This is a genomic window from Candidatus Dorea massiliensis AP6 (assembly GCF_964245105.1).
Taxonomy (GTDB): Bacteria; Bacillota; Clostridia; order Lachnospirales; family Lachnospiraceae; genus Laedolimicola; species Laedolimicola intestinihominis.
In genome coordinates this window covers 1-20,359 of sequence record NZ_CAXTKW010000011.1, presented here as the reverse complement: position 1 = coordinate 20,359, position 20,359 = coordinate 1, and the positions used below count along the sequence as shown (strand labels likewise).

The following is a 20,359-nucleotide window of genomic DNA, read 5'->3' as shown; positions in this document are numbered from 1 at the left end:
CACGAAGCAAAGGAGAATGAATATGAGTAAGTTGACTTACATTCGTTGTGGAGATTATGATATACCCAACCTAAAACTTTCTGAACAGCCGGAAACTTCTATCGGCAAGTACGGCAGAATGCGAAAATCCTACCTAAAGGAACATCGCCCCATTCTCTACAACCATCTGCTGATGAGCGAGAAGCTGTATCCACACCTGTTAGAGATTGAGCGGACAGCACAGGGGCGTGTGGAAACCATGTTGCCTCACATGATGGAAGTTGCGGGTGTCACGGAGGAACTGAAAGCCTGTGACCCTATGCGCTGGATGGGGCTGATGAACACGCTGAAAGCGCAGGCAGAAGAAATCATATTAGCAGAATTGATTAACGACTGATTCCCTAACAATAAATTACAATATAATCAAAAAGACGAAGTTAGTGTAAATAGACTGACTTCATCTTTTTTGATTCCTATATTCTTCTGGGGATTTTCCATAAACTTTACGGAAAGTGGCCGCAAATTTACTTGCATTGGCATAGCCCAAATGCTCTGCAATATTGCCGATTGTCAAATTCGGTTTTGACATCAATAAAAGCGCATACCGCATTTTTGCCTGTCGGATATAAGCCCCAATAGGAACACCATACATGGCTTTGAATGATTCTCGAAGTTTGGTCTGTCCCATCGCTGCTATTTTGCAAAGCTGTGAGACTTCCGGCGGGTTCAAAACATTCTGTTCAATGGCCTGACGTACAGATTCCAGCGCCTTTTTCTCTTGTTTGGAAAGAGGCTGTTGTTTAGATGCTATCTCCTGTCGTTGTTTATGAAAGTTGCCTGCTACAATAGAAAGCAGTTCACCTACTTTGCTTTCGTAGTAAAGACGGGAGGTTTCGCCAGCAATCAGTTTATCCCGTATCTGCAAAAACAGGGTTCCAATTTCCGGGGTATTATAATCAAAAGCTTTCCAATCATAAACCTCTGCATAGTCAAAATCGTCCGGGGTAAAACGGTCTTGCAGATTTTTCTCTATGTAATCTTCAAACAGCAAAACTGACGCATAGCTGATTGGTATATTGGGTTGATATAATACTCGCCCCTGTGACGGCTTATTTAGATAAAGGTGGATTCCCTCTGTGATAGGTTGGGCTTTCCGCCCATTCTGGATCAGGGTAACACCGCCGGATTCCAAATAATAAATTTTCACCAGCTTTTGATTGATCTCATATTTGCGTTCCATTGAGGCGTATGGTATCCAGCTTCCGGTTGACAGGAATAATCCATCTGTCGGTTGAACCTGATAGATATTTCCATAGCCTTGTCTGTTTTGCGGCTGCAAGGTGCAGATTCCATTATGATTATCCTGTCGAAAATGATAATCATGCAGATAAAAAGAAGCATCCCCTAATTCGTGCGCGGCCTGTGTAGAATCGGTCTGCATCCTGCTCACCCCCGTTTCTTATGTAGTCGGAATAATCCGCAGTATCTTTTTTTATGCTCCAAAATGTCGCAAAGGCTGTCAGCAAAACCACAAAAAGCACTGATATATCCGGTTGTTTTTCCACTTTTAACTCCTGTTTTGACCTTTTTTGCCGGATTTGACACCCAAAAAATCACTGAGTAGAATGACATTACTGGCTGGTTAGCTGACTCTAATCACAGCAATTCTATCACGATTTTGTGCGTAGGTCAATGAGGCTTCTGCCAGTAAATAATAATTAGGAGGACTTTGAAAATGTCTAATTCACAACAAATGAAAAAAGGGCTGTCTGTGCGTGATTTGATTACCACCGGCATCCTTGCTGCTTTGTACATGGTATGCGCCATGATTGGCGAGGCTATCTTTGGGTTCTTCCCTGTACTGACTTTCCTTTGCCCGCTGTCTATTGCGCTGCTGTGCGGCCCGGTTTATATGCTGATACTGGCAAAGGTGCCGAAGCATGGCCCAATCATTGTCACCGGTATTTTGGTAGGAGGTGTACTGTTCGTACTCGGTATGTACTGGTCTATGTGTTTGGCATATTGTATTCTCGGCGTTGTGGCCGATCTGCTGGCCGGTTCCGGGAACTTTAGAAACAAAGGGCGTAACCTGCTGTCTTACATGATCTTTGTTCTCAGCCCGGTTTTCTCCTACGGTATGCTTTGGTTTGACCGCGACGCCTATGTGCAATATTTGGTAGAAAAGGGAACAGAGCAGACCTATATGGACACAATGGTTTCAACCGCACAAAACTGGATGCTCCCGGCAATGATTATCGGCGTGTTAATCTGTGCTGCTATCAGCGGTCTTGTAGGCCAGAAACTATTGAAAAAGCATTTTGAAAAGGCCGGAGTAGTGTAATGGAGATGCAACTGCAAACAAAGGACACACTTGCCACATTACATTTAGACCCTCGCACAAAACTATATCTGTTGATCGTCGGAAATGTTGCGTTGTTCCTTGCGCCCTCTTTACTCTATGAGATTGCGCTGGTTGTATGCGTTGTGATTCTCGGCATCCTTGTAGGAGCAAAGCGGTTTACGGTAAGAATGGCTGCTGTCTATGCGGGAATGGTTGTTCTGCATATCATTGGAACAAATTATTTGACAGGGACTTTGCAGATTGCGATTGTAACATTTACCGTATTTATCCGTAAAATCTTTCCCTGTGCCATGCTCGGAGGTATTTTAGTCAGCACGACAAGAGTAAATGAATTTATGGCGGCCATGAACCGTATTCACATGCCCAAAGCAATGGTTATCCCTATGACGGTCATGCTCCGCTATTTCCCCATGGTACATGAGGACTGGGGCTATATCAGAGACGCCATGCGGATGCGCGATGTCGCTCCAACCGTCAAAAGTCTACTGACCCATCAGGCCCGAACAGTGGAATGTATCTATGTTCCGATGATGATGTCAGCACTGAAAGTGGCGGATGAATTGTCGGCGGCGGCTGTTACAAGGGGGCTGGAAAATCCGAAGCCCCGAACCTGCTTGCAGGAAATCCACTTTAGTATTGCGGATGCCGTATGCTTTCTCCTGTTCACTTTGTTTATGTCAGTGTCGGTCTGGCTGAAATTGAAAGGGGGTGCAGGCTAATGATTCGTTTTGACAAGGTTTCCTTTACCTATCAGGAATCATTACAAAATGGCGGACTGCGCGATGTTGATTTAACAATCAACAAAGGTGAGTGTGTGCTGTTGTGTGGGCGAAGTGGCTGTGGAAAAACCACATTGACCCGTCTTGTAAATGGCCTGATTCCATACTTTTATCCGGGAGAAGTCACCGGCACAACCTATGTTGACGGTAAAGATATACAGGATTATCCCATGTATGAAGTGTCCGAGCATGTGGGGTCTGTATTCCAAAATCCACGCTCTCAATTTTTTAATGTAGATACAGACAGTGAAATCTCCTTTGGAATGGAAAATCTGGCTTATCCAAGGGAAAAAATGAAAGAACGCATTTCAAAGACAGTTGCGGATTTGGATATAGCCCATTTGACCGGGAGAAGCATATTTGAATTGTCTGGCGGTGAAAAACAAAAGGTGGCGTTTGCGTCCATCTATGCTATGTCTCCGAGTATTTACTTGTTAGATGAACCATCTTCCAATCTGGATATGGATGCTATTGAGGATTTGCGGCGTACACTTGAACTCCTAAAGAAACAAGGCAAGACCATTCTAATTGCAGAACATAGGATTTATTATCTGAGGGAATTAGTTGACCGCATTGTGTATATGGAAAACGGGGCTATATCTGCTGTGTTTTCTCCGAGCCAGTTTCTTTCTATTCCTGAAGAACAGCGGCACAGTATGGGACTTCGCGCTTTAGATTTGTCAAAGGTACAGCCAAGGGCCATTGCTGAAAATTCTCAAAAGCCGATTTTGGAAGTCAGAAACTTATCCTTGTTCTATAAGAAAAAGTCGGTTCTGGACGATTTGAATTTGAGTGCGGCGCCGGGAGAAATCATAGGAATTATCGGGCATAACGGAGCCGGGAAATCTACATTTTCCAGAACACTATGCGGCCTGCACACAAACTATACGGGGCAGATTCTTTGGGATGGTAAAGAACTGAACGCAAAGAGCCGGTTAAAACGCTCCTATATGGTGATGCAGGACGTAAGCTATCAGTTATTTGCCGATACATTGGAAAAGGAATGTGTATTTGGAATTAAGCATCCTGATCTGGACGCAGCAAAACAGGCAATGGAACGGCTGGGTATTTATGAGTACCGTACTCATCATCCCAATACACTTTCCGGGGGTCAGAAGCAGCGTGCGGCCGTGGCAGTCAGTATGGTATGCCGTAAGGACGTTTTAATTTTTGATGAACCGACTAGCGGACTTGATTATGACAGCATGATTCAAGTTGCGGGGCTATTTCAAACGCTTTCTAAAATGGGAAAGGTAATTTTTGTTGTAACCCATGATTACGAATTTTTAGCGGCAGCCTGTACAAGAGTGATTCATTTGGATAACGGAAAACAGCAGGAAGATTACCTACTTTCCCCCGACAATCTGCATCGGCTACGCGATTTTTTCTTGCGGTCAGAAAGGAGGCAGAACTTTGCGGAGAATGGAAAATGACCTTCTGTTCTTCCATGAGCTGATCGGTAACTGTTCCGTTGAAAAAGATTCAAAGATATATACAATTTCTCCGAAATTTGGGAAGGGCACCATGCAGAGTTTTGAAGTGATGCCCGGTGCTGAAATTGTTTATAGTAATGTTTATATTACAACTCCAATTCAAAAGAATATCCAATGTAAAGATCGTTTTATTGAAGTTACCTATTGCTTTCATGGGCAAATGAATATGCTGTTCAGCGACCAGCCAGCGATGATTATGAGCGACCATTATATTTCTGTTTTCAATGGTGCAAGCCACCTGAAAAGCTGTGATTTTGGGGAAGAACCTTTTATTGGCGTTTCAGTGGTGGTTTATCTGCCGCAGATCATAAACAGCCTGAATATCATGCTGGGGACAATCGCGTTTGACGAGGACATGGATTTTCAAGGGCTTTTTACAGCGGGCGGTTGCTTTATAGCACCCGCGACAAAAAGCGTGGAGCATATTTTTACCGAACTGCTCTTGCTGCCGGAACAGTACCGCAATTATCTTATGCGCATTAAAGTCATGGAACTACTGTTATATCTGGTTGGCAAAATGGAATATCGGACAGATTTTGGGATTTCACTATTCCACAAGGAGGAGATGAATTGTAATGGATGATGTAAAAGCCCTGTTTGGACTAATTGATAAGAAAAATAAGCGTCGTCTGCTTGGCGCAGTAATCTGTTGCGTCCTGTCTGTTTTGTGCGGCATCCTGCCCTATTTGGGCGTTTGGGGTATTGTGACCTGTTTTCTGAATGAACGGACAGAGAATCTTTTTCAATATGTGTGCCTGATTGCCGCAGCAATCATTTTGAAACATCTGCTGTTTGGAACCGGCACAAAAATCTCTCACAAGGTAGCCTACCAGACATTGGGGGAAACCCGTAAAAAGCTGTTCCGTAAAATTGCCCGCTTACCAATGGGCTATGTGAAAACAACGGCATCCGGGCAGGTCAAAACGATCATTATGGACAATATGGAACAGTTGGAGACATTTTACGCCCATAACATTCCAGAGATTATTTCCGGCCTCGCTGTACCGCTGTGTATGGAAATCCTTCTGGTGATATTGGACATCAGGGTAACCGGTATCATGCTGATTCCGGTCGTTCTGTTTATTCTTGTCGGTATTCTTATGATTATCGTTCAGATGAAAAAAATGGACGAATTTAATCAGGCGTTTGCCGATGTCAGCGTTAAGACGGTGGAATATGTCAACGGTATGAAAGAACTGAAGATATTTGCTGCCGACGAATCCACTTATGGCCGCCTGTCAGAAAGCATCCGCACTTACAGCACCGTTGTAACAGAGTGGTTCCAAAGCTGCTTGAAATATGTTGCTTTCAATCATACCGACTTAAACAGCAACCTTGTGTTCCTGTTTCCGCTTGCCGGTTTGATGTACCTCTCCGGCAGCGTGACAGCGGCCAGCTATATTATGTATCTGTTTATGGGGCTTGCCATGCTGATTCCGTTGGAAACTGTTTCTAATAACTTTGATTATATCGGCATGAACGCCTCTGTTGCAAAAAAGATAGACGAAATTCTGAAGCTGGATGAAATGGCGGATACGACCTCAAAGGCAGAACTTGCCGACCACACGATTGCGTTTGAACACGTTACATTTTCCTATGGGGAAGAACAGCCGGTATTAAAAGATGTCTCATTTACTGTTCCTGACGGAAAAGTAACGGCGCTCGCCGGTGTTTCCGGCAGCGGCAAAAGTACAGCGGCCAGCCTGATCTGCCGGTTTTGGGATATAACCGAGGGACAGATTTGTATGGGCGGCGTACCGCTGAACCAGATTCCGCTATCCGATCTGATGTCCCAGATTTCCTTTGTGACCCAGAATACGTTCCTGTTCAAAAAGAGCATCCGGGATAACATTATGATGGGAAACCCAGAGGCCACGGAGGAAGAAATGATGCAGGCAGCCAAGGATGCCGTATGTCACGACTTTATTATGCGGCTTCCAAAGGGCTATGACACAGTGATAGACAAGGAAACCAAGTTGAGCGGCGGTGAAAAACAGAGAATCACATTGGCAAGGGCGATTCTGAAAAATGCGCCGGTCGTGATTCTTGACGAGGCAACGGCTTACATTGATGCCGACAATGAAGATTTACTGCAAAAGGCGCTAGCTAAATTATCAGAGGGAAAAACCGTACTTGTAATAGCGCACCGTCTTTCCAGTATCAAGGAAGCTGATTCGATTGTGGTTCTGGAACAGGGCAAAGTGATTGACTGCGGCACACATGATGAATTGATAAACCGTTGCTCCCCGTATCAGGATATGTGGGCGGCCTTTGAACAATCCGATCAATGGAAAATGGGAGGTGTAAACGCATGATTGCTATGATAAGGAAATTCTTAGACCTTGCAGGCGAGCGCAAAAAGCAGCTTTATCTTGCGTGGCTGTTTCAGGCGTTGACCTCAATTTGTGAGGGCGCGATATATTTCATGCTGTTCCTTGCGATAAAAGATATTTTGGGCGGCTCGTTTACAAAGGAAAAACTGATGCAGTATAGCCTTATGTTTCTGGTCTATACTGTCCTGCATTTTGTTTTTTATTACTTTACGATTGCAAAACAGCGCCCGGTATCTTATGCCATGATGCGGGATGAACGTCTTTCGATTGCGGCGAAAATCAAACAGTTTCCGCTCTACTACTTTACAAAAGACAAGATCAGCCAGCTTACATCTTTGTTTACAACTGATTTAAGTTTCGTGGAAATGAATATCATGGAGATTATTGCCGGTTTCGTTTCCAGCATGATCATGACGGTTGTATTTGCTCTGATGCTGCTTAGTGTGGACTGGCGTATGGCGCTTCTTCTGTTTGCGGGGATCATCCCCGGCTATATCCTCTACCAGCAGTTTCAAAAGAGCATGGTTCAACTGGGAGAGCAGAAGAAAAATACGCAGGTGGCAATGATTGATTCCACGCTGGAATATGTACAGGGCATGGAAACGATCAAGGCATACCGGCTGGAGCAATCCGGTAAGCTCGTGGAGAAGCAGGTGAACGGATATTGCACGGCTTCTGACCGTTATGAAGCGACGCTGACGAATTGGAGCATGGGTTATAAAATCTGCCTGAATCTGGGCCTGTTTTTGAGTTTGGGTGTTGGCATTGCAATGGTTCGTTCTGGTTCATTAGCCCCGGCAACCTATTTGTTTTTTGCAATCATGGGTATTATTTTTTACCGTCCGCTGGAAGCTCTGATGGGTTCCTTTGCCATGATGAATCTTGCAAACGCATCGTTGGATAATATAGCAGAAATCAACAACCTGCCGACCGAAAATGAAAAACAGGGAACTACACAGTTTGCAGATACACAAGCCGATGTACGGTTTGAAAATGTATCGTTTAGCTATGATGGAAAGCGTGACGCAGTTAGTCATGTAAGTTTTTCAGCTAAACCCGGAACGATCACTGCATTGGTGGGTCCTTCTGGAAGCGGCAAATCCACTCTCCTTAATTTAATTCCGGGATTCGTGACGCCGAAAAACGGGCGGATTCTGTTGAATTGGAAAGATGCGGCAACATTAAAGCATAGTGATCTGGTGCGTCATGTGAGTGTCGTTTTTCAGGAAGTATATCTTTTTCAGGATACCATGATGAATAATATCCGAATGGGAAACCAGAGCGCAACGGACGAGCAGGTGGTAGAGGCGGCAAAAAAGGCTCACTGTCACGAATTTATAGAAAAGCTCCCACAGGGCTATCAAACGGTTATCAGCGAGGGCGGCGCAAGCCTTTCCGGTGGAGAGCGTCAGCGCGTCGCTATTGCGAGGGCAATTTTGAAAGATTCCCCGATCATTCTTTTAGATGAGGCGCTGTCCAGTCTGGATGCCGAAAATGCCGTAGCAATACAGAAGGGCATAGAAGAAATGATTAAGGGCAAGACGGTGTTCCTTGTATCACACACTTTGTCCTATATCCAAAATTCAGATCAGATACTTGTCCTATCTGACGGCATATTGCAAGGCTGTGGGAAACATGAAGAACTGTTGCAGACCGTGCCGCTTTATCAAACTATGTGGGAAAAAGAGAAATCTATTAAAAACTGGAAGCTGGCATAATGAGCAGCAAGAACAAACTTCATGCGTCCGGGGAGGACTACCTGGAAACCATCCTTGTTCTCCAAAAGAAACGCGGTATGGTACGCTCCGTAGATGTGGCCCGGCACATGGAGGTGTCAAAGCCCAGCGTGTGCCATGCAGTGGCTATCTTGCGGGACGGCGGCTTTCTCACTATGGACGAAGATCACTTTCTCCATCTGACCGATGTGGGCCGCGAGGTAGCCGAAAAAATCTACGAGCGTCACTGCTTCTTTACCGAGCAGCTTATCGCCGCAGGCGTTGACCCCAGGACTGCGGAGGCTGACGCCTGCCGGATTGAACACATCATCAGCGATGAGAGCTTTTCACGGCTGAAAGAGGCAGCCGAACAGGAACAAACCTAAACCAAATAAGACAAGCGATCCTGCCCCGCAAGACGGGGAAAGAAAAAAACCGTTGCAGGGCAGGCAGCTTTGTGCGCCCAAAATGGATTTTCCAGGTACTGCGGCGGTTTTGAGTAACATCAAGGCCGCCGTTCCTTATGCCCTCGACAAAGGAGTGACGACTACACGCTGACACGGCGGCTTTAGGAGGGAACCGCCATGAAGCACATTGACCGCCGACAAATTCAGACGATATTTCACTACCGTCAAAAAAAGCCCAGTCAACGAACAGGCTCCGTCTGGCAGCCGGTGCGAAAATTGTCATTCTGTAAGTGAATATTGGAGTTTTTGCGCTCGAATAGCTTTCTGCTGTCCGGGCGTTTTTTCATACCTGTGGGGCCGTAACATCGGGCCAGCATGGCCCGAACTCTGGCCCCAGTGCCGTTCTCCGCCGCCCCATTCAGATTTACCAAAAAAATCTGAATGGAGGAAAGGCAGATGGAAGTTACCATCAATTATAACGGACAAGCTGTGGCCGTGGAGGTTACGCTGGAAGTCTATGAATTTCTTGACCGGGCCGATCATAAAACGGAGAACCTGTTCCATGAACAGCGGCGGCATTGGGACGGGCGGGAGTTTGACGAGTACATAGCTTTTACCGAGGGCGTGGGCGTTTACAGTGAAACGCCGGAGGAATACCTTTGCCGCATGGAAACGCTGCATGAGCTGATGGCTGTTCTGGACACCTGTACCGAGGCCCAGCGCCGCCGGTTCCTGCTCTATGCGCTTGACGGGCTGAGCCTTGCAGAGATCGGTGTGCTGTGCGGCTGCTCCAAAGTGGCTGTTTATCAAAGTGTGGAGGCGGTCAGAAAAAAATTTATAAATTTCTTTGAGAACAGGCTTAACGAATGACCTGTTTTCGGGCTATCAAGTGAAAGGGATCATTTCCCTTATCTCAGCGAGAGGCGGACAGCGGACAAGCTGCCCGCCTCTCCGATTTTCAGGAGGTAAGCCTATGAAAACAATCAATCTGCGGTGGATGTATCCCCACTACCGGCATGACGAGTTTGTAGAGGTCAGCGACGAGGTCTGGGAGGCCATGCGGCAGGCCCAGCGCGAGATGAACAACTATGAGCGCCGGAAGGTCTACCACCGCGCCTGGTACTCCCTGGACGCATATAGCTGGACGGAGAACTACGCGCTGGAACACGGCAGATCGCCGGAGGATATTCTGGTGGAGCGTGAGGAACGGGCCGCCCGCCTGCGGCTGGTTGCCGCCTTGCCGGTGGCTCTGGCTCATGCCACTCCGACACAGGCCCGCTGTGTTCACGCCTACTACATTGCTGGTATCAAGCAGCCGGAAATCTCCCGGAGAGAGGGCATCCACAGCAGCAAGGTCAGCGTTGCCATCCGTCGAGGTCTGCGGAATATGCGCCGCTGCTATGATGGCCTTTTTCAAACAGAGTGAGGGCGTGCCTATGCAGACCATCAATCTCAAACAATATTATCCATTTTGCAAAGAGGACATTTTTGTGGAGGTGTCCGATGAGATCGTCGAAGCGTTTCTTCTGGACAAGAGAGCCGAGGCCGCCAGAGATCGCAAGATGTTCCGGTATAAGGCGTTTTATTCCCTCGATTGTAACGATGGAATCGAAAATGCCGCCATCGGCTGGGCGCAGCCATCGCCGGAAGACTACCTGATAGAAAAAGAAGAATTAGCCGAATACGAAGAATTGATACGGCGATTGTACGAAGCCATTTCTTCCCTGCCGCCTATGCAGGCTCGCCGTGTCCATGCCCGCTATATGCTGGGTATGAAAGTGAAAGATATTGCCGCAATGGATGGTATCACACCATCACAGGCGGGAAAATCCATCCACGCTGCACTGCGGAGGCTGCGCCGGTACTTTGCTCGACAGAAATGGACGGTCAATCTATGAGTATTTTCAAAGAAAAGAGGTGCCTGACATGAACGAAAAAATTACAGCCCACCCCTCAAAAGAAGAACGGGAGAAAGTCCTGAAGGAGATCCGGCAGCTTGAAAACCGAAAGAAGATTTTGGAGAACAAGCAGCGGAACGAAGAACGCAGGGTTCGTACCCGCCGCCTGATTGAGCGCGGAGCCATTTTGGAGGGGATTTTCCAGTTGGCTCCCGACCTTTCCAGCGCAGAGGTCAAAACATTTCTGATTGCCCTGTCCCATCTTCCGGGGGCTGCGGAATTGACTGCAAACCTGCCAAAATCCGGGGACACGCCATAAGTCCCTTGTTTACAAGGGCGCACTTATACACCGTTGCCGGTGCTGTGCGCCCTGCCGAGGGCGTTGCGTACTTCGTCCGCGATGGGAAGCTACGCTCCCCAACCCCCTTGTGCGCTCTGCGCAGCCAGACACCCGCTTTGCGTTTGTCCGGCTCCACAGAGCCTGTTATCCCCTCACTGAAAGGAGGTGTTCCCCATAGATTTCTGTCATATCCCCGTCAGTATCATCAAGCGCAGCGCGGGCCGTTCTGCCGTTGCCGCAGCTGCTTACCGCAGCGGAACCAAGCTGACAAATGAATGGGATGGAATGACCCACGACTACACCCGGAAAGGCGGCATTGTCCATGCGGAGATCATGCTGCCTGCCCACGCGCCGCCGGAATTTGCAGACCGTTCTATCCTCTGGAACAGCGTGGAGCAAATCGAGAAAGCAAGGGACAGCCAGCTTGCCCGTGAGATTGAGGCAGCTCTGCCCCGTGAACTGTCCGGTGAACAGCAGCTTGCCCTTGTGCGCGCCTATGTGAAGGACAACTTTGTAGACAAAGGAATGTGTGCTGACTTTGCTATCCATGACAAGGGAACCGGCAACCCTCATGTCCATATCATGCTGACGCTCCGGCCTCTGAAAGAAAATGGACAGTGGGGTGCAAAGTGCCGCAAGGCATACGATCTGGACGAGAACGGACAGCGTATCCCGGATGGGAAAGGCGGCTGGAAAAATCATCGGGAGGATACGACCAACTGGAACGATAAAGGGAATGTGGAGATTTGGAGGGCAGCGTGGGCGGCCTGCACCAACCGGGCGCTGGAATCTGCCGGCAGACCGGAGCGCATTGACCACCGCAGTTACAAGCGGCAGGGAATTGATAAAATCCCCTCTGTCCATCTGGGGCCAGCTGCCAGCCAAATGGAAAATCGCGGTATCCGCACCGACAAGGGGGAAGTAAACCGACAGATCGCCGCCGACAACAAACTGCTGAAAGAAATTAAAGCCCGCATTACCCGTCTTTATCGCTGGTCGAAAGCCGAAACGGAAAAACCACAAACACAGCAAAGCAGCTTGACAGCTTTGTGGGAGGCTCAGCAGCAGTTGAACGCTCCCCACACCCGCACCGGCAAAATCCGGGCTTTGCAGGAAAGCGCTGCACTATTCAGCTTTTTGCAGGCAAACGGCATCCAGTCTATGCAGCAGCTTCATGAAAAAATCGCTGATATGAACAGCCGTTACTATGACCTGCGCGGAAAGATCGTCAAGGCTGAGCGCCGGATCGCCATTCTTACCGAACGCGGGGAGATGTGGGAACAGTACAACCAGTACAAGTCCATCCACAAGCAGCTTGCCAAAGTAAAGCCGGAAAAGCGGGAACAGTTTGAGCAGCGCCACAGCCGGGAACTGATCCTGTATGACGCAGCAGCCTGGTATCTGAAAGAACTGAAAGACAGCGGCGAGGGGATCACCCCGAAGGCATGGCAGCGGGAGATCGACCAGCTGACCGCCGGAAAGCAGACGGACACGCTTGCCATGAAATCCATGAGGGAGGATTTGAAAGCAGTGGAACGGCTCCGCAAAACCGCCGAGCAGCTGTCCCGACAGGAAAGGGACAAGTCTCACGACCGTGGGCCGGAGCGGTAAAGGCTACCGCGTTTTGGCGTACCCCTGTCAAGTGTGTCGCGTTTCACGACATACCTTTGCATACAGAAAAACCGCCGTACAGGTTTCCCCATACGGCGGCAGACTGTTTATTTGCCGAACAAGTCGCTGTGTGTGCCGGTGCGGGCCAGCGTCAGCACCAGAACATCATCCTCTATGCGGTAGACAAGCAGCCAGTCCGGGAGAATATGACATTCCCGATGGCCTGCCCAATCGCCGGACAGGTCATGGTCGCGGTTCTTATCCGGCAGCGGTTCGCCCATTGCCAGCAATGCTACGACCTGCTCCAGCAGCTCAATCTTCAAGCCACGCTTTATGGCTCGTTTGTAGTCTTTTTTGAAACTGGTCGTGTACTTGACGGTATATTTGGTTTCTTTCATCTTTTCAGGTCAGCAAACAACTCGTCAAGGTCATTGTAGCCCTTTACAGACGGGTCTTTTGCAATCCTTTCCGCTTCCAGCATGGCAGCAACCGTTTCTTTGTTCGGCTGTTCCAGCCTTACTTCAAAGGGAATGCCGCCTTCACGAAGCGACTGGCGCACAAAGATGTTAAACGCCGTAGTCAGGTTCATGCCAAGTTCAGTAAACAGTGCGTCCGCCTGCGCTTTCAAATCTGCGTCCATGCGGATACTGATGTTTGTGGTATTTCCAGCCATACGATCAACCCCTTTCTGCTGGCAATTATAGTATATGCCATTTGCACGAAGAAAACAATACTTTGCACGAATATTTAACAATAAATTCATTCGAGGAGGTTACACGCTTTATGAAAGAAATCATTTATGAAGAACAACAAGACTGAACCTATCCCTGTCATGGATTACCGCCAGTACCGCAGAGCGCGGAGGCTGGTGCATGAGTGCTGTAACTACATTGACGGAAACTGTATCGCCCTGGACGATGGGGAGGAATGCATCTGTGTCCAGTCCATTTCCTACTCCCTGTTGTGCAGGTGGTTTCGGGCGGCGGTATTGCCGCAGGATAAGGAACTGGAAACGGCGCTGTTCCACCGACTGAATGCTAAGAAATGCGCTGTATGTGGGGCGCTGTTTACCCCCGGTTCTAACAGGGCCAAATATTGCCCGGAATGTGCCGCGCGCATGAAGCGGATCAACGCCGCAAAGCGCAAGCGGAAACAACGGGAGAAATGTCACGCTTTAGGGGCTGAAAAACCCTTGTAAATCAAGGCTTTTTTCGAGGGTGTCAAAGGCAGGCTGATAGATTTATCCTCTGACTCCTAAAATAGCCTTAAAATGCGTACAGAATCCCAAGAGAATCCCCAAGGAGGAACCCTATGTCAGACAATCGAAAATATTATTACCTGAAACTCAAAGAAAACTATTTTGACGATGATTCTATCGTGCTGCTGGAAAGTATGCAGGACGGTGTGCTGTATTCTAACATTCTGCTCAAGCTGTATCTGAAATCGCTGAAACATGGCGGGCGGCTCCAGCTTGACGAGGGCATTCCTTACACGGCGCAGATAATCGCCACCATCACCCGCCAGCAGATCGGCACTGTGGAGAGAGCCTTGCAAATCTTTTTGAAGCTGGGTCTTGTGGAAGTGCTGGACAGCGGCACATTCTACATGAGCAACATCGAACTTTTAATCGGCCAGTCCTCTACCGAGGCTGAGCGAAAGCGGGCTGCAAGGCTTCAAAATAAGGCTCTTTCTGCGCTCCGGACAAGTGGCGGACATTTGTCCGACATTCGTCCACCAGAGATAGAGATAGAGTTAGAGAAAGAGATAAAGATAAAGAGAGAGATAGAGAAGGTACGCCCTGAAATGGGGCACCCTTCCCACACCTATGGCCGTTACCAGAATATTTTCCTGACGGATGAAGAACTGGCTGACTTGCAGGCCAGTTTTCCTGCTGTATGGGAACAGTACATCGAAAAACTGTCCGAGTACATGGCTTCTACCGGCAAGCGTTATCAGAGCCATGCAGCGACCATCCGGCGCTGGGCCGGTGAGGACGCTAAAAAAACTGTCACACCCTCACGCAACCGGGATTACAGCGTAAAGGAGGATGAAACTGTATGATTGAGATTACCGCAGAAATCCGGGCGTTCATCGACAAGGCAGCTGCCGGTGTGGAATTGGCTGAGGACGAGTATATAGACTTGTCAGACGGGCTCATTCACTGTAAGAAATGCGGCGGCCAGAGGCAGACCGTTGTGCCATGCTTTGGGAAATCCGGCTACTTTATGCCGCGTTGCATCTGCCAGTGCCAGCGGGAAGCTGAGGAGCAGCGCAAGGCTGCTGAAGAACGGCAGCGCCGTATGGAGCGTATCAAACGCCGAAAGGCACAGGGCTTGCAAGACCGTTATCTGTACGACTACACATTTTCCAATGATAACGGGCAAAACCCATTGATGGACAAGGCTCATGCCTATGTGGAGAACTGGAAAGAGGCATATAAGAGCAATATCGGGCTTTTGCTGTTTGGAGATGTGGGAACCGGCAAGTCTTTTTTCGCCGGATGTATTGCCAACGCTCTACTTGACCAGGATGTGCCGGTGCTGATGACGAACTTTCCCACCATTCTGAACCGCCTGACCGGGATGTTCGCTGAGGACAGGTCGGAGTTTATTGCCAGCTTTGATGAGTATGACTTGCTTATCATTGACGATTTGGGTGTAGAGCGCAGTACCGAATATGCTATGGAGCAGATGTTTTTCGTCATCGACAGCCGCTATCGCAGCCGCAGGCCCATGATTATCACAACAAACTTGAAACTGTCCGAGCTGAAAAACCCGCCTGATCTGGCCCACGCCCGTATCTATGACCGTATTCTGGAACGGTGTGCGCCGATTCTCTTTGACGGGAAGAATTTCCGGGAAGAAAATGCCGGTGCTACCCGACAGACAGCAAAAGACATTGTAAACAGTAAGCACGACTGATTTTTTACCGGGCGGCACAGACCCGCTCAAAGAAAGGAGCGCCATGAACAAAGAACCCCGTACTATGCAGGCGGCAGACGCCGCTACTGTGTCCAGAGCGCCGGAAAACACGCCAGCGATGGTAAAGAAAATCGGCAAGACAACCTACAAGGTTCATGTCCATTTCAGCAATACCAGCACAGAAACCATGAGCGATAAAATCAAGCGTATGCTCAAAAATGAAATTCAGCAGATGTGACAGACTGATAAACGAAGCCGCCTTGTGCTAAACTGATGATGGTACGCACCAAAATTTTTGTCAAGGAGGACACGAAAATGCTTTACACAGAAAAAGAGAAGCATGAAATTGAACGAGTAAAGGAGATCTTTGCGGAACATCTGCGGCAAAGCCCTGATTTTGAACTGCTCTGGTCGGACAAGGTAGGCTATGTCTGGCTGGCGATTGGCGTCAATCCAGTCTATGTGGATACCGGTATCAGAATCGAATCAGCCGCCGATCTCTGCGGCAGGTGTTTGGATGATGTTGCTACGGATGTTTTATATATGACAGGCAACGATCATGCACTGGAAGCAGCCGATCCGCTGGAATTGGCCGAAATCAAGCGGCGCTGGGAGCCATATATCAACCAGCTGCCAGACTATGCGTATCTCTGCAAAGACCTGCTGAACGGAAAAATGTAATCTATCAAACGAGGTGTCAGGAGCCATACGGTGCTTCTGGCACCTTTTTTGTGGATTTTTTGTGAATTTGATGAAAAAGTCCTTGACAATTTGTCTCTGGCAAAACAGCTAAGTCAATTTTGATTTCCTGCGGTGCGCGTCTGGCCGTATTTGATATTGCGGAGCTGCGCGAGGTTACATCCTACGATGAGTTGGAACTGGATACGCTGGGAGACAGAAAAACGGCTCTGTTCCTCATTATGAGTGATACGGATGACAGTTTTAACTTTCTCATTTCCATGTGCTACACCCAGTTATTCAACCTGCTTTGTGAAAAGGCCGATGATGTGTATGGCGGCAGGCTTCCGGTTCATGTGCGCTGTTTGATTGATGAGTGTGCTAACATCGGGCAGATTCCGAAGCTGGAAAAGCTGGTGGCCACCATCCGAAGCCGTGAAATCTCTGCCTGTCTGGTGTTGCAGGCACAGAGCCAGCTCAAGGCAATTTACAAAGATAATGCCGATACCATCATCGGCAATATGGATACTTCCATCTTCCTGGGTGGCAAAGAACCAACAACGCTGAAAGAGCTGGCGGCTGTTCTGGGAAAGGAGACCATAGACACTTACAACACCGGAGAGAGCCGGGGACGGGAGACTTCCCACTCGCTCAACTATCAGAAATTGGGAAAAGAGCTGATGAGCCAGGACGAGCTGGCAGTTATGGATGGCGGCAAGTGCATCTTGCAGTTGCGCGGTGTGCGTCCGTTTCTTTCAGACAAGTATGACATTACCAGACACCCTAATTTCAAATACACAGCTGATGCAGACAAGCGAAATACCTTTGATATTGAAGCATTTTTGTCTGCCAGACTAAAACTCAAGCCTGATGAGGTCTGCGATGTATATGAAGTAGACACGGAGGGCGTGTAATACGGTTCCGCTGAGAAAGGAGTGATCGTATCTATTTGCCGCAACTGCCTCTGTTGAGGCCATTGGCGTACAAAGCGGACAATCATCAACAAAATAATGAAAAAGGAGGACAGCCGGAATCAGGCTCTCATATATCGAGGGCAGATTGTTCCGGCTTTTGTGCGCTTATGAAACAAATCTAACTAATCATTCAAATGATTCCGGCTAATATTATTTATGGCATTTTTTGAACAGGCAATTACCGTTCTTCAGACTCTCGTTATCGCTCTGGGTGCTGGTCTTGGTATCTGGGGTGTCATCAACCTGTTGGAAGGTTACGGCAACGACAACCCTGGCGCCAAGTCTCAGGGAATGAAGCAGCTTATGGCCGGTGCTGGTGTAGCCGTTGTTGGTATGGTTCTTGTACCTCTGCTCTCCGGGCTGTTCTCTGTCTAAGCGTTCCTGCATGAAATCCTTGCCGCTCCCGCAGTTCTGCGGGGCGGCGGAAAGGAGGTTGACACCGTATGGATTTCTTACTTGAAGCCCTGACAAATTGGCTGAAAGAAATGCTGGTAGGCGGCATTATGAGCAACCTTTCGGGGATGTTTGACAGTGTAAATCAGCAGGTCGCGGATATATCCGTACAGGTAGGCCAGACCCCACAGGGATGGAATGGCAGTATTTTCAGCATGATTGAGAATCTGTCAAACTCCATCATGGTGCCGATTGCAGGTGTGATCCTGGCTATCGTGATGACCGTAGACCTGATCCAGATGATTGCAGACAAGAACAACCTGCATGATGTGGATACCTGGATGATTTTCAAGTGGGTGTTCAAATCAGCTGCCGCCATCCTCATTGTCACAAACACATGGAATATCGTGATGGGCGTCTTTGATATGGCGCAGAGCGTGGTGGCGCAGGCGGCAGGGATTATCAATTCGGATGCGTCCATTGACATTTCCTCAGTTATGACCGATCTGGAACCGAGGCTGATGGAAATGGATTTGGGACCGCTGTTCGGACTGTGGTTCCAATCCCTCTTTATTGGCATTACCATGTGGGCGTTGTATATCTGTATCTTTATCGTTATTTATGGCCGTATGATCGAGATCTACCTTGTAACTTCGGTGGCTCCCGTTCCAATGGCTGCAATGATGGGCAAAGAATGGGGCGGTATGGGACAGAATTACCTCAGATCCCTGCTGGCACTGGGCTTTCAGGCGTTTCTCATTATCGTCTGCGTGGCAATTTATGCTGTGCTGGTGCAGAACATCGCTCTGGAAGATGACATCATCATGGCAATCTGGAGCTGCGTGGGCTACACCGTACTGCTATGTTTTACGCTGTTCAAAACAGGCAGTCTCGCCAAATCAGTCTTTCAGGCACACTAAAACGGAAGGAGGTTTCCACATTGGCTTATGTACCCGTACCCAAGGACTTAACAAAAGTCAAAACAAAGGTCATGTTCAATCTGACCAAGCGGCAGCTTATCTGCTTCACGGGCGGAGCGCTTATTGGCGTACCGCTTTTCTTTTTGCTCAGAAAACCTACCGGAAACAGTGTAGCGGCTATGTGTATGATGCTGGTTATGCTGCCCTTCTTTATGCTGGCTATGTACGAAAAGCATGGACAGCCCCTGGAAAAGATCGTGGGCAACATTCTCAAAGTAGCTGTGATCCGTCCAAAGCAGCGACCTTACCAGACCAACAACTTTTATGCCGTATTAAAGCGGCAGGAAATGCTCGATAAGGAGGTGTATGACATTGTTCACCGCAATAAAAAAATGGCTGCATCGGATATTCGGAAAAACCGAGGAAAAAACTGTGCAGCCGGTAAAGACAAAGAAAAAGCTGTCCCGCGCCGATAAGAAGCAGATCGAAGCGGCCATTGCCCGCGCTAACCGCACGGACAAAAAAGGAAAATCTGCGCAGGACAGTATCCCTTATGAACGGATGTGGCCGGACGGAATCTGCCGCGTATCGGACAGCCACTACACAAAGACCATCCAGTTTCAGGACATCAACTATCAGCTCTCCCAAAACGAAGATAAGACAGCAATCTTTGAGGGGTGGTGTGATTTCCTCAATTATTTTGACAGCTCGATTCATTTCCAGCTATCTTTTTTGAATCTTGCGGCATCGGAGGAGACCTTTGCTAACTCCATTTCCATCCCGACCCAGAGGGACGCCTTTGACAGTATCCGCGAGGAATACACCACAATGCTGCAAAATCAGCTGGCCAGAGGTAACAACGGTCTCATCAAGACCAAATACCTGACCTTTGGTATCGACGCGGACAGCATCAAAGCCGCCAAGCCCCGTCTGGAGCGTATTGAGACCGATATACTTAATAACTTCAAGCGTCTTGGTGTAGCTGCCAGAACGCTGGACGGTAAAGAAAGGCTTTTTCAGCTTCATGCGGTATTCCACATGGATGAACAACTCCCGTTTCAGTTTGAATGGGACTGGCTGGCTCCTTCCGGTCTGTCCACAAAGGATTTTATTGCACCAAGCTCTTTTGAGTTCCGCACCGGCAAGCAGTTTCGTATGGGTAAGAAATACGGAGCTGTTTCTTTTTTGCAGATCCTCGCACCGGAACTGAATGACCGTTTGCTGGCTGATTTTCTGGATATGGAAAGTTCGCTCATTGTGAGTATGCACATTCAGTCGGTGGATCAGGTGAAAGCCATCAAAACGGTAAAGCGAAAGATTACCGACCTGGACCGCAGCAAGATCGAGGAACAGAAAAAAGCAGTCCGTGCCGGATACGACATGGACATCATTCCATCTGACCTTGCTACCTACGGCAGTGAAGCGAAAAAACTCTTGCAGGATTTGCAGAGCCGCAACGAGAGAATGTTCCTTTTGACCTTTCTGGTGCTGAACACAGCGGACAATCCCCGTCAGCTTGGCAACAACATCTTTCAGGCAGGCTCTATTGCCCAGAA

General features: G+C 48.4%; 26 protein-coding genes and 1 pseudogene. 23 read left to right on the top strand and 4 right to left on the bottom strand.

What is annotated here, in order from left to right; translation table 11 throughout:
* Positions 1 to 22: 22 nt before the first annotated feature.
* Positions 23 to 376, top strand: coding sequence for a TnpV protein (locus ACESZP_RS12010; protein WP_024724768.1), 354 nt, complete (start codon positions 23 to 25; stop codon positions 374 to 376).
* A 60-nt stretch (positions 377 to 436) separates the two neighbouring features.
* Here the strand turns inward: ACESZP_RS12010 and ACESZP_RS12005 are convergent, their stop codons facing one another.
* Entirely contained in the window at positions 437 to 1,420 is a 984-nt protein-coding gene (locus ACESZP_RS12005) for a helix-turn-helix transcriptional regulator (RefSeq protein ID WP_024724767.1), read from the bottom strand.
* 294 nt (positions 1,421 to 1,714) lie between these two features.
* Between ACESZP_RS12005 and ACESZP_RS12000 the strand changes: the two genes are divergently transcribed.
* The 7 genes from ACESZP_RS12000 to ACESZP_RS11970 are packed head-to-tail and all read left to right on the top strand — an operon-like array spanning position 1,715 to position 9,047.
* Positions 1,715 to 2,320 (top strand): MptD family putative ECF transporter S component, encoded by a 606-nt coding sequence (locus ACESZP_RS12000; RefSeq protein ID WP_015533385.1) that lies wholly within the window; start codon positions 1,715 to 1,717, stop codon positions 2,318 to 2,320.
* The gene (locus ACESZP_RS11995) at positions 2,320 to 3,060 is read left to right on the top strand and encodes an energy-coupling factor transporter transmembrane component T (RefSeq protein WP_025487918.1); all 741 of its coding nucleotides are present in this window, start codon (positions 2,320 to 2,322) and stop codon (positions 3,058 to 3,060) included. The genes ACESZP_RS12000 and ACESZP_RS11995 overlap by 1 nt, the downstream gene beginning before the upstream one ends.
* On the top strand, positions 3,060 to 4,553 hold the full coding sequence (locus tag ACESZP_RS11990) for an ABC transporter ATP-binding protein (RefSeq protein ID WP_024724765.1): 1,494 nt from the start codon (positions 3,060 to 3,062) through the stop codon (positions 4,551 to 4,553). Before ACESZP_RS11995 ends, ACESZP_RS11990 begins: the two co-directional genes overlap by 1 nt.
* On the top strand, positions 4,534 to 5,196 hold the full coding sequence (locus ACESZP_RS11985; RefSeq protein ID WP_142692028.1) for a hypothetical protein: 663 nt from the start codon (positions 4,534 to 4,536) through the stop codon (positions 5,194 to 5,196). The genes ACESZP_RS11990 and ACESZP_RS11985 overlap by 20 nt, the downstream gene beginning before the upstream one ends.
* Positions 5,189 to 6,928: an ABC transporter ATP-binding protein gene (locus tag ACESZP_RS11980; RefSeq protein WP_024724763.1), complete on the top strand. Its 1,740-nt coding sequence runs from the start codon at positions 5,189 to 5,191 to the stop codon at positions 6,926 to 6,928. Before ACESZP_RS11985 ends, ACESZP_RS11980 begins: the two co-directional genes overlap by 8 nt.
* Positions 6,901 to 8,664: an ABC transporter ATP-binding protein gene (locus tag ACESZP_RS11975; RefSeq protein ID WP_081732973.1), complete on the top strand. Its 1,764-nt coding sequence runs from the start codon at positions 6,901 to 6,903 to the stop codon at positions 8,662 to 8,664. Before ACESZP_RS11980 ends, ACESZP_RS11975 begins: the two co-directional genes overlap by 28 nt.
* Positions 8,664 to 9,047: a metal-dependent transcriptional regulator gene (locus ACESZP_RS11970; RefSeq protein ID WP_024724761.1), complete on the top strand. Its 384-nt coding sequence runs from the start codon at positions 8,664 to 8,666 to the stop codon at positions 9,045 to 9,047. The genes ACESZP_RS11975 and ACESZP_RS11970 overlap by 1 nt, the downstream gene beginning before the upstream one ends.
* Before the next feature lie 260 nt (positions 9,048 to 9,307).
* Here ACESZP_RS11970 and ACESZP_RS11965 read toward each other — a convergent pair whose 3' ends face one another.
* Positions 9,308 to 9,499 (bottom strand): hypothetical protein, encoded by a 192-nt coding sequence (locus ACESZP_RS11965; RefSeq protein WP_499709111.1) that lies wholly within the window; start codon positions 9,497 to 9,499, stop codon positions 9,308 to 9,310.
* 25 nt (positions 9,500 to 9,524) lie between these two features.
* On the opposite strand from ACESZP_RS11965, the gene ACESZP_RS11960 reads away from it, so the two are divergent.
* The 5 genes from ACESZP_RS11960 to mobQ all read left to right on the top strand — a co-directional run bounded on the left by ACESZP_RS11960 (position 9,525) and on the right by mobQ (position 12,917).
* On the top strand, positions 9,525 to 9,938 hold the full coding sequence (locus ACESZP_RS11960) for an RNA polymerase sigma factor (protein ID WP_024724760.1): 414 nt from the start codon (positions 9,525 to 9,527) through the stop codon (positions 9,936 to 9,938).
* Positions 9,939 to 10,041: 103 nt separating this feature from the next.
* On the top strand, positions 10,042 to 10,494 hold the full coding sequence (locus ACESZP_RS11955) for a sigma-24 (feci) (RefSeq protein WP_024724759.1): 453 nt from the start codon (positions 10,042 to 10,044) through the stop codon (positions 10,492 to 10,494).
* A 10-nt stretch (positions 10,495 to 10,504) separates the two neighbouring features.
* Entirely contained in the window at positions 10,505 to 10,966 is a 462-nt protein-coding gene (locus ACESZP_RS11950) for an RNA polymerase sigma factor (RefSeq protein WP_024724758.1), read from the top strand.
* Positions 10,967 to 10,994: 28 nt separating this feature from the next.
* On the top strand, positions 10,995 to 11,285 hold the full coding sequence (locus ACESZP_RS11945; RefSeq protein WP_025487920.1) for a DUF3847 domain-containing protein: 291 nt from the start codon (positions 10,995 to 10,997) through the stop codon (positions 11,283 to 11,285).
* Positions 11,286 to 11,471: 186 nt separating this feature from the next.
* Positions 11,472 to 12,917, top strand: a complete 1,446-nt coding sequence (gene mobQ / locus ACESZP_RS11940; RefSeq protein ID WP_142692029.1) for a MobQ family relaxase — start codon at positions 11,472 to 11,474, stop codon at positions 12,915 to 12,917.
* Between the two features lie 107 nt (positions 12,918 to 13,024).
* Here mobQ and ACESZP_RS11935 read toward each other — a convergent pair whose 3' ends face one another.
* Positions 13,025 to 13,315: a type II toxin-antitoxin system YafQ family toxin gene (locus ACESZP_RS11935; RefSeq protein ID WP_002596328.1), complete on the bottom strand. Its 291-nt coding sequence runs from the start codon at positions 13,313 to 13,315 to the stop codon at positions 13,025 to 13,027.
* Positions 13,312 to 13,590, bottom strand: coding sequence for a type II toxin-antitoxin system RelB/DinJ family antitoxin (locus tag ACESZP_RS11930; RefSeq protein WP_005924829.1), 279 nt, complete (start codon positions 13,588 to 13,590; stop codon positions 13,312 to 13,314). Before ACESZP_RS11930 ends, ACESZP_RS11935 begins: the two co-directional genes overlap by 4 nt.
* Before the next feature lie 126 nt (positions 13,591 to 13,716).
* Here ACESZP_RS11930 and ACESZP_RS11925 point away from each other — a divergent pair, with 126 nt between their 5' ends.
* The 10 genes and pseudogenes from ACESZP_RS11925 to ACESZP_RS11880 all read left to right on the top strand — a co-directional run.
* Complete coding sequence (locus ACESZP_RS11925; RefSeq protein WP_007860226.1) at positions 13,717 to 14,115, top strand: cysteine-rich VLP domain-containing protein; 399 nt, start codon at positions 13,717 to 13,719, stop codon at positions 14,113 to 14,115.
* 113 nt (positions 14,116 to 14,228) lie between these two features.
* The gene (locus tag ACESZP_RS11920; RefSeq protein WP_025487921.1) at positions 14,229 to 14,978 is read left to right on the top strand and encodes a phage replisome organizer N-terminal domain-containing protein; all 750 of its coding nucleotides are present in this window, start codon (positions 14,229 to 14,231) and stop codon (positions 14,976 to 14,978) included.
* Complete coding sequence (locus ACESZP_RS11915; protein WP_007860224.1) at positions 14,975 to 15,838, top strand: ATP-binding protein; 864 nt, start codon at positions 14,975 to 14,977, stop codon at positions 15,836 to 15,838. Before ACESZP_RS11920 ends, ACESZP_RS11915 begins: the two co-directional genes overlap by 4 nt.
* 64 nt (positions 15,839 to 15,902) lie before the next feature.
* A complete protein-coding gene (locus ACESZP_RS11910) occupies positions 15,903 to 16,076 on the top strand; it encodes a transposon-encoded TnpW family protein (protein ID WP_431978759.1) in 174 nt (57 codons plus the stop codon).
* A 77-nt stretch (positions 16,077 to 16,153) separates the two neighbouring features.
* Positions 16,154 to 16,519 (top strand): hypothetical protein, encoded by a 366-nt coding sequence (locus tag ACESZP_RS11905; RefSeq protein ID WP_024724752.1) that lies wholly within the window; start codon positions 16,154 to 16,156, stop codon positions 16,517 to 16,519.
* 86 nt (positions 16,520 to 16,605) lie between these two features.
* Positions 16,606 to 17,430, top strand: a pseudogene (locus ACESZP_RS11900) (VirD4-like conjugal transfer protein, CD1115 family); the annotation flags it as partial.
* Positions 17,431 to 17,646: 216 nt separating this feature from the next.
* Positions 17,647 to 17,865, top strand: coding sequence for a Maff2 family mobile element protein (locus ACESZP_RS11895; protein WP_003525154.1), 219 nt, complete (start codon positions 17,647 to 17,649; stop codon positions 17,863 to 17,865).
* Positions 17,866 to 17,933: 68 nt separating this feature from the next.
* Positions 17,934 to 18,803, top strand: a complete 870-nt coding sequence (locus tag ACESZP_RS11890; protein ID WP_004797480.1) for a VirB6/TrbL-like conjugal transfer protein, CD1112 family — start codon at positions 17,934 to 17,936, stop codon at positions 18,801 to 18,803.
* A 20-nt stretch (positions 18,804 to 18,823) separates the two neighbouring features.
* The gene (locus ACESZP_RS11885) at positions 18,824 to 19,279 is read left to right on the top strand and encodes a PrgI family protein (protein ID WP_158436405.1); all 456 of its coding nucleotides are present in this window, start codon (positions 18,824 to 18,826) and stop codon (positions 19,277 to 19,279) included.
* Positions 19,236 to 20,359, top strand: a 1,124-nt coding sequence (locus tag ACESZP_RS11880; RefSeq protein WP_499709110.1) for a VirB4-like conjugal transfer ATPase, CD1110 family, incomplete at its 3' end; no start/stop codon positions are given. The genes ACESZP_RS11885 and ACESZP_RS11880, both read left to right, overlap by 44 nt.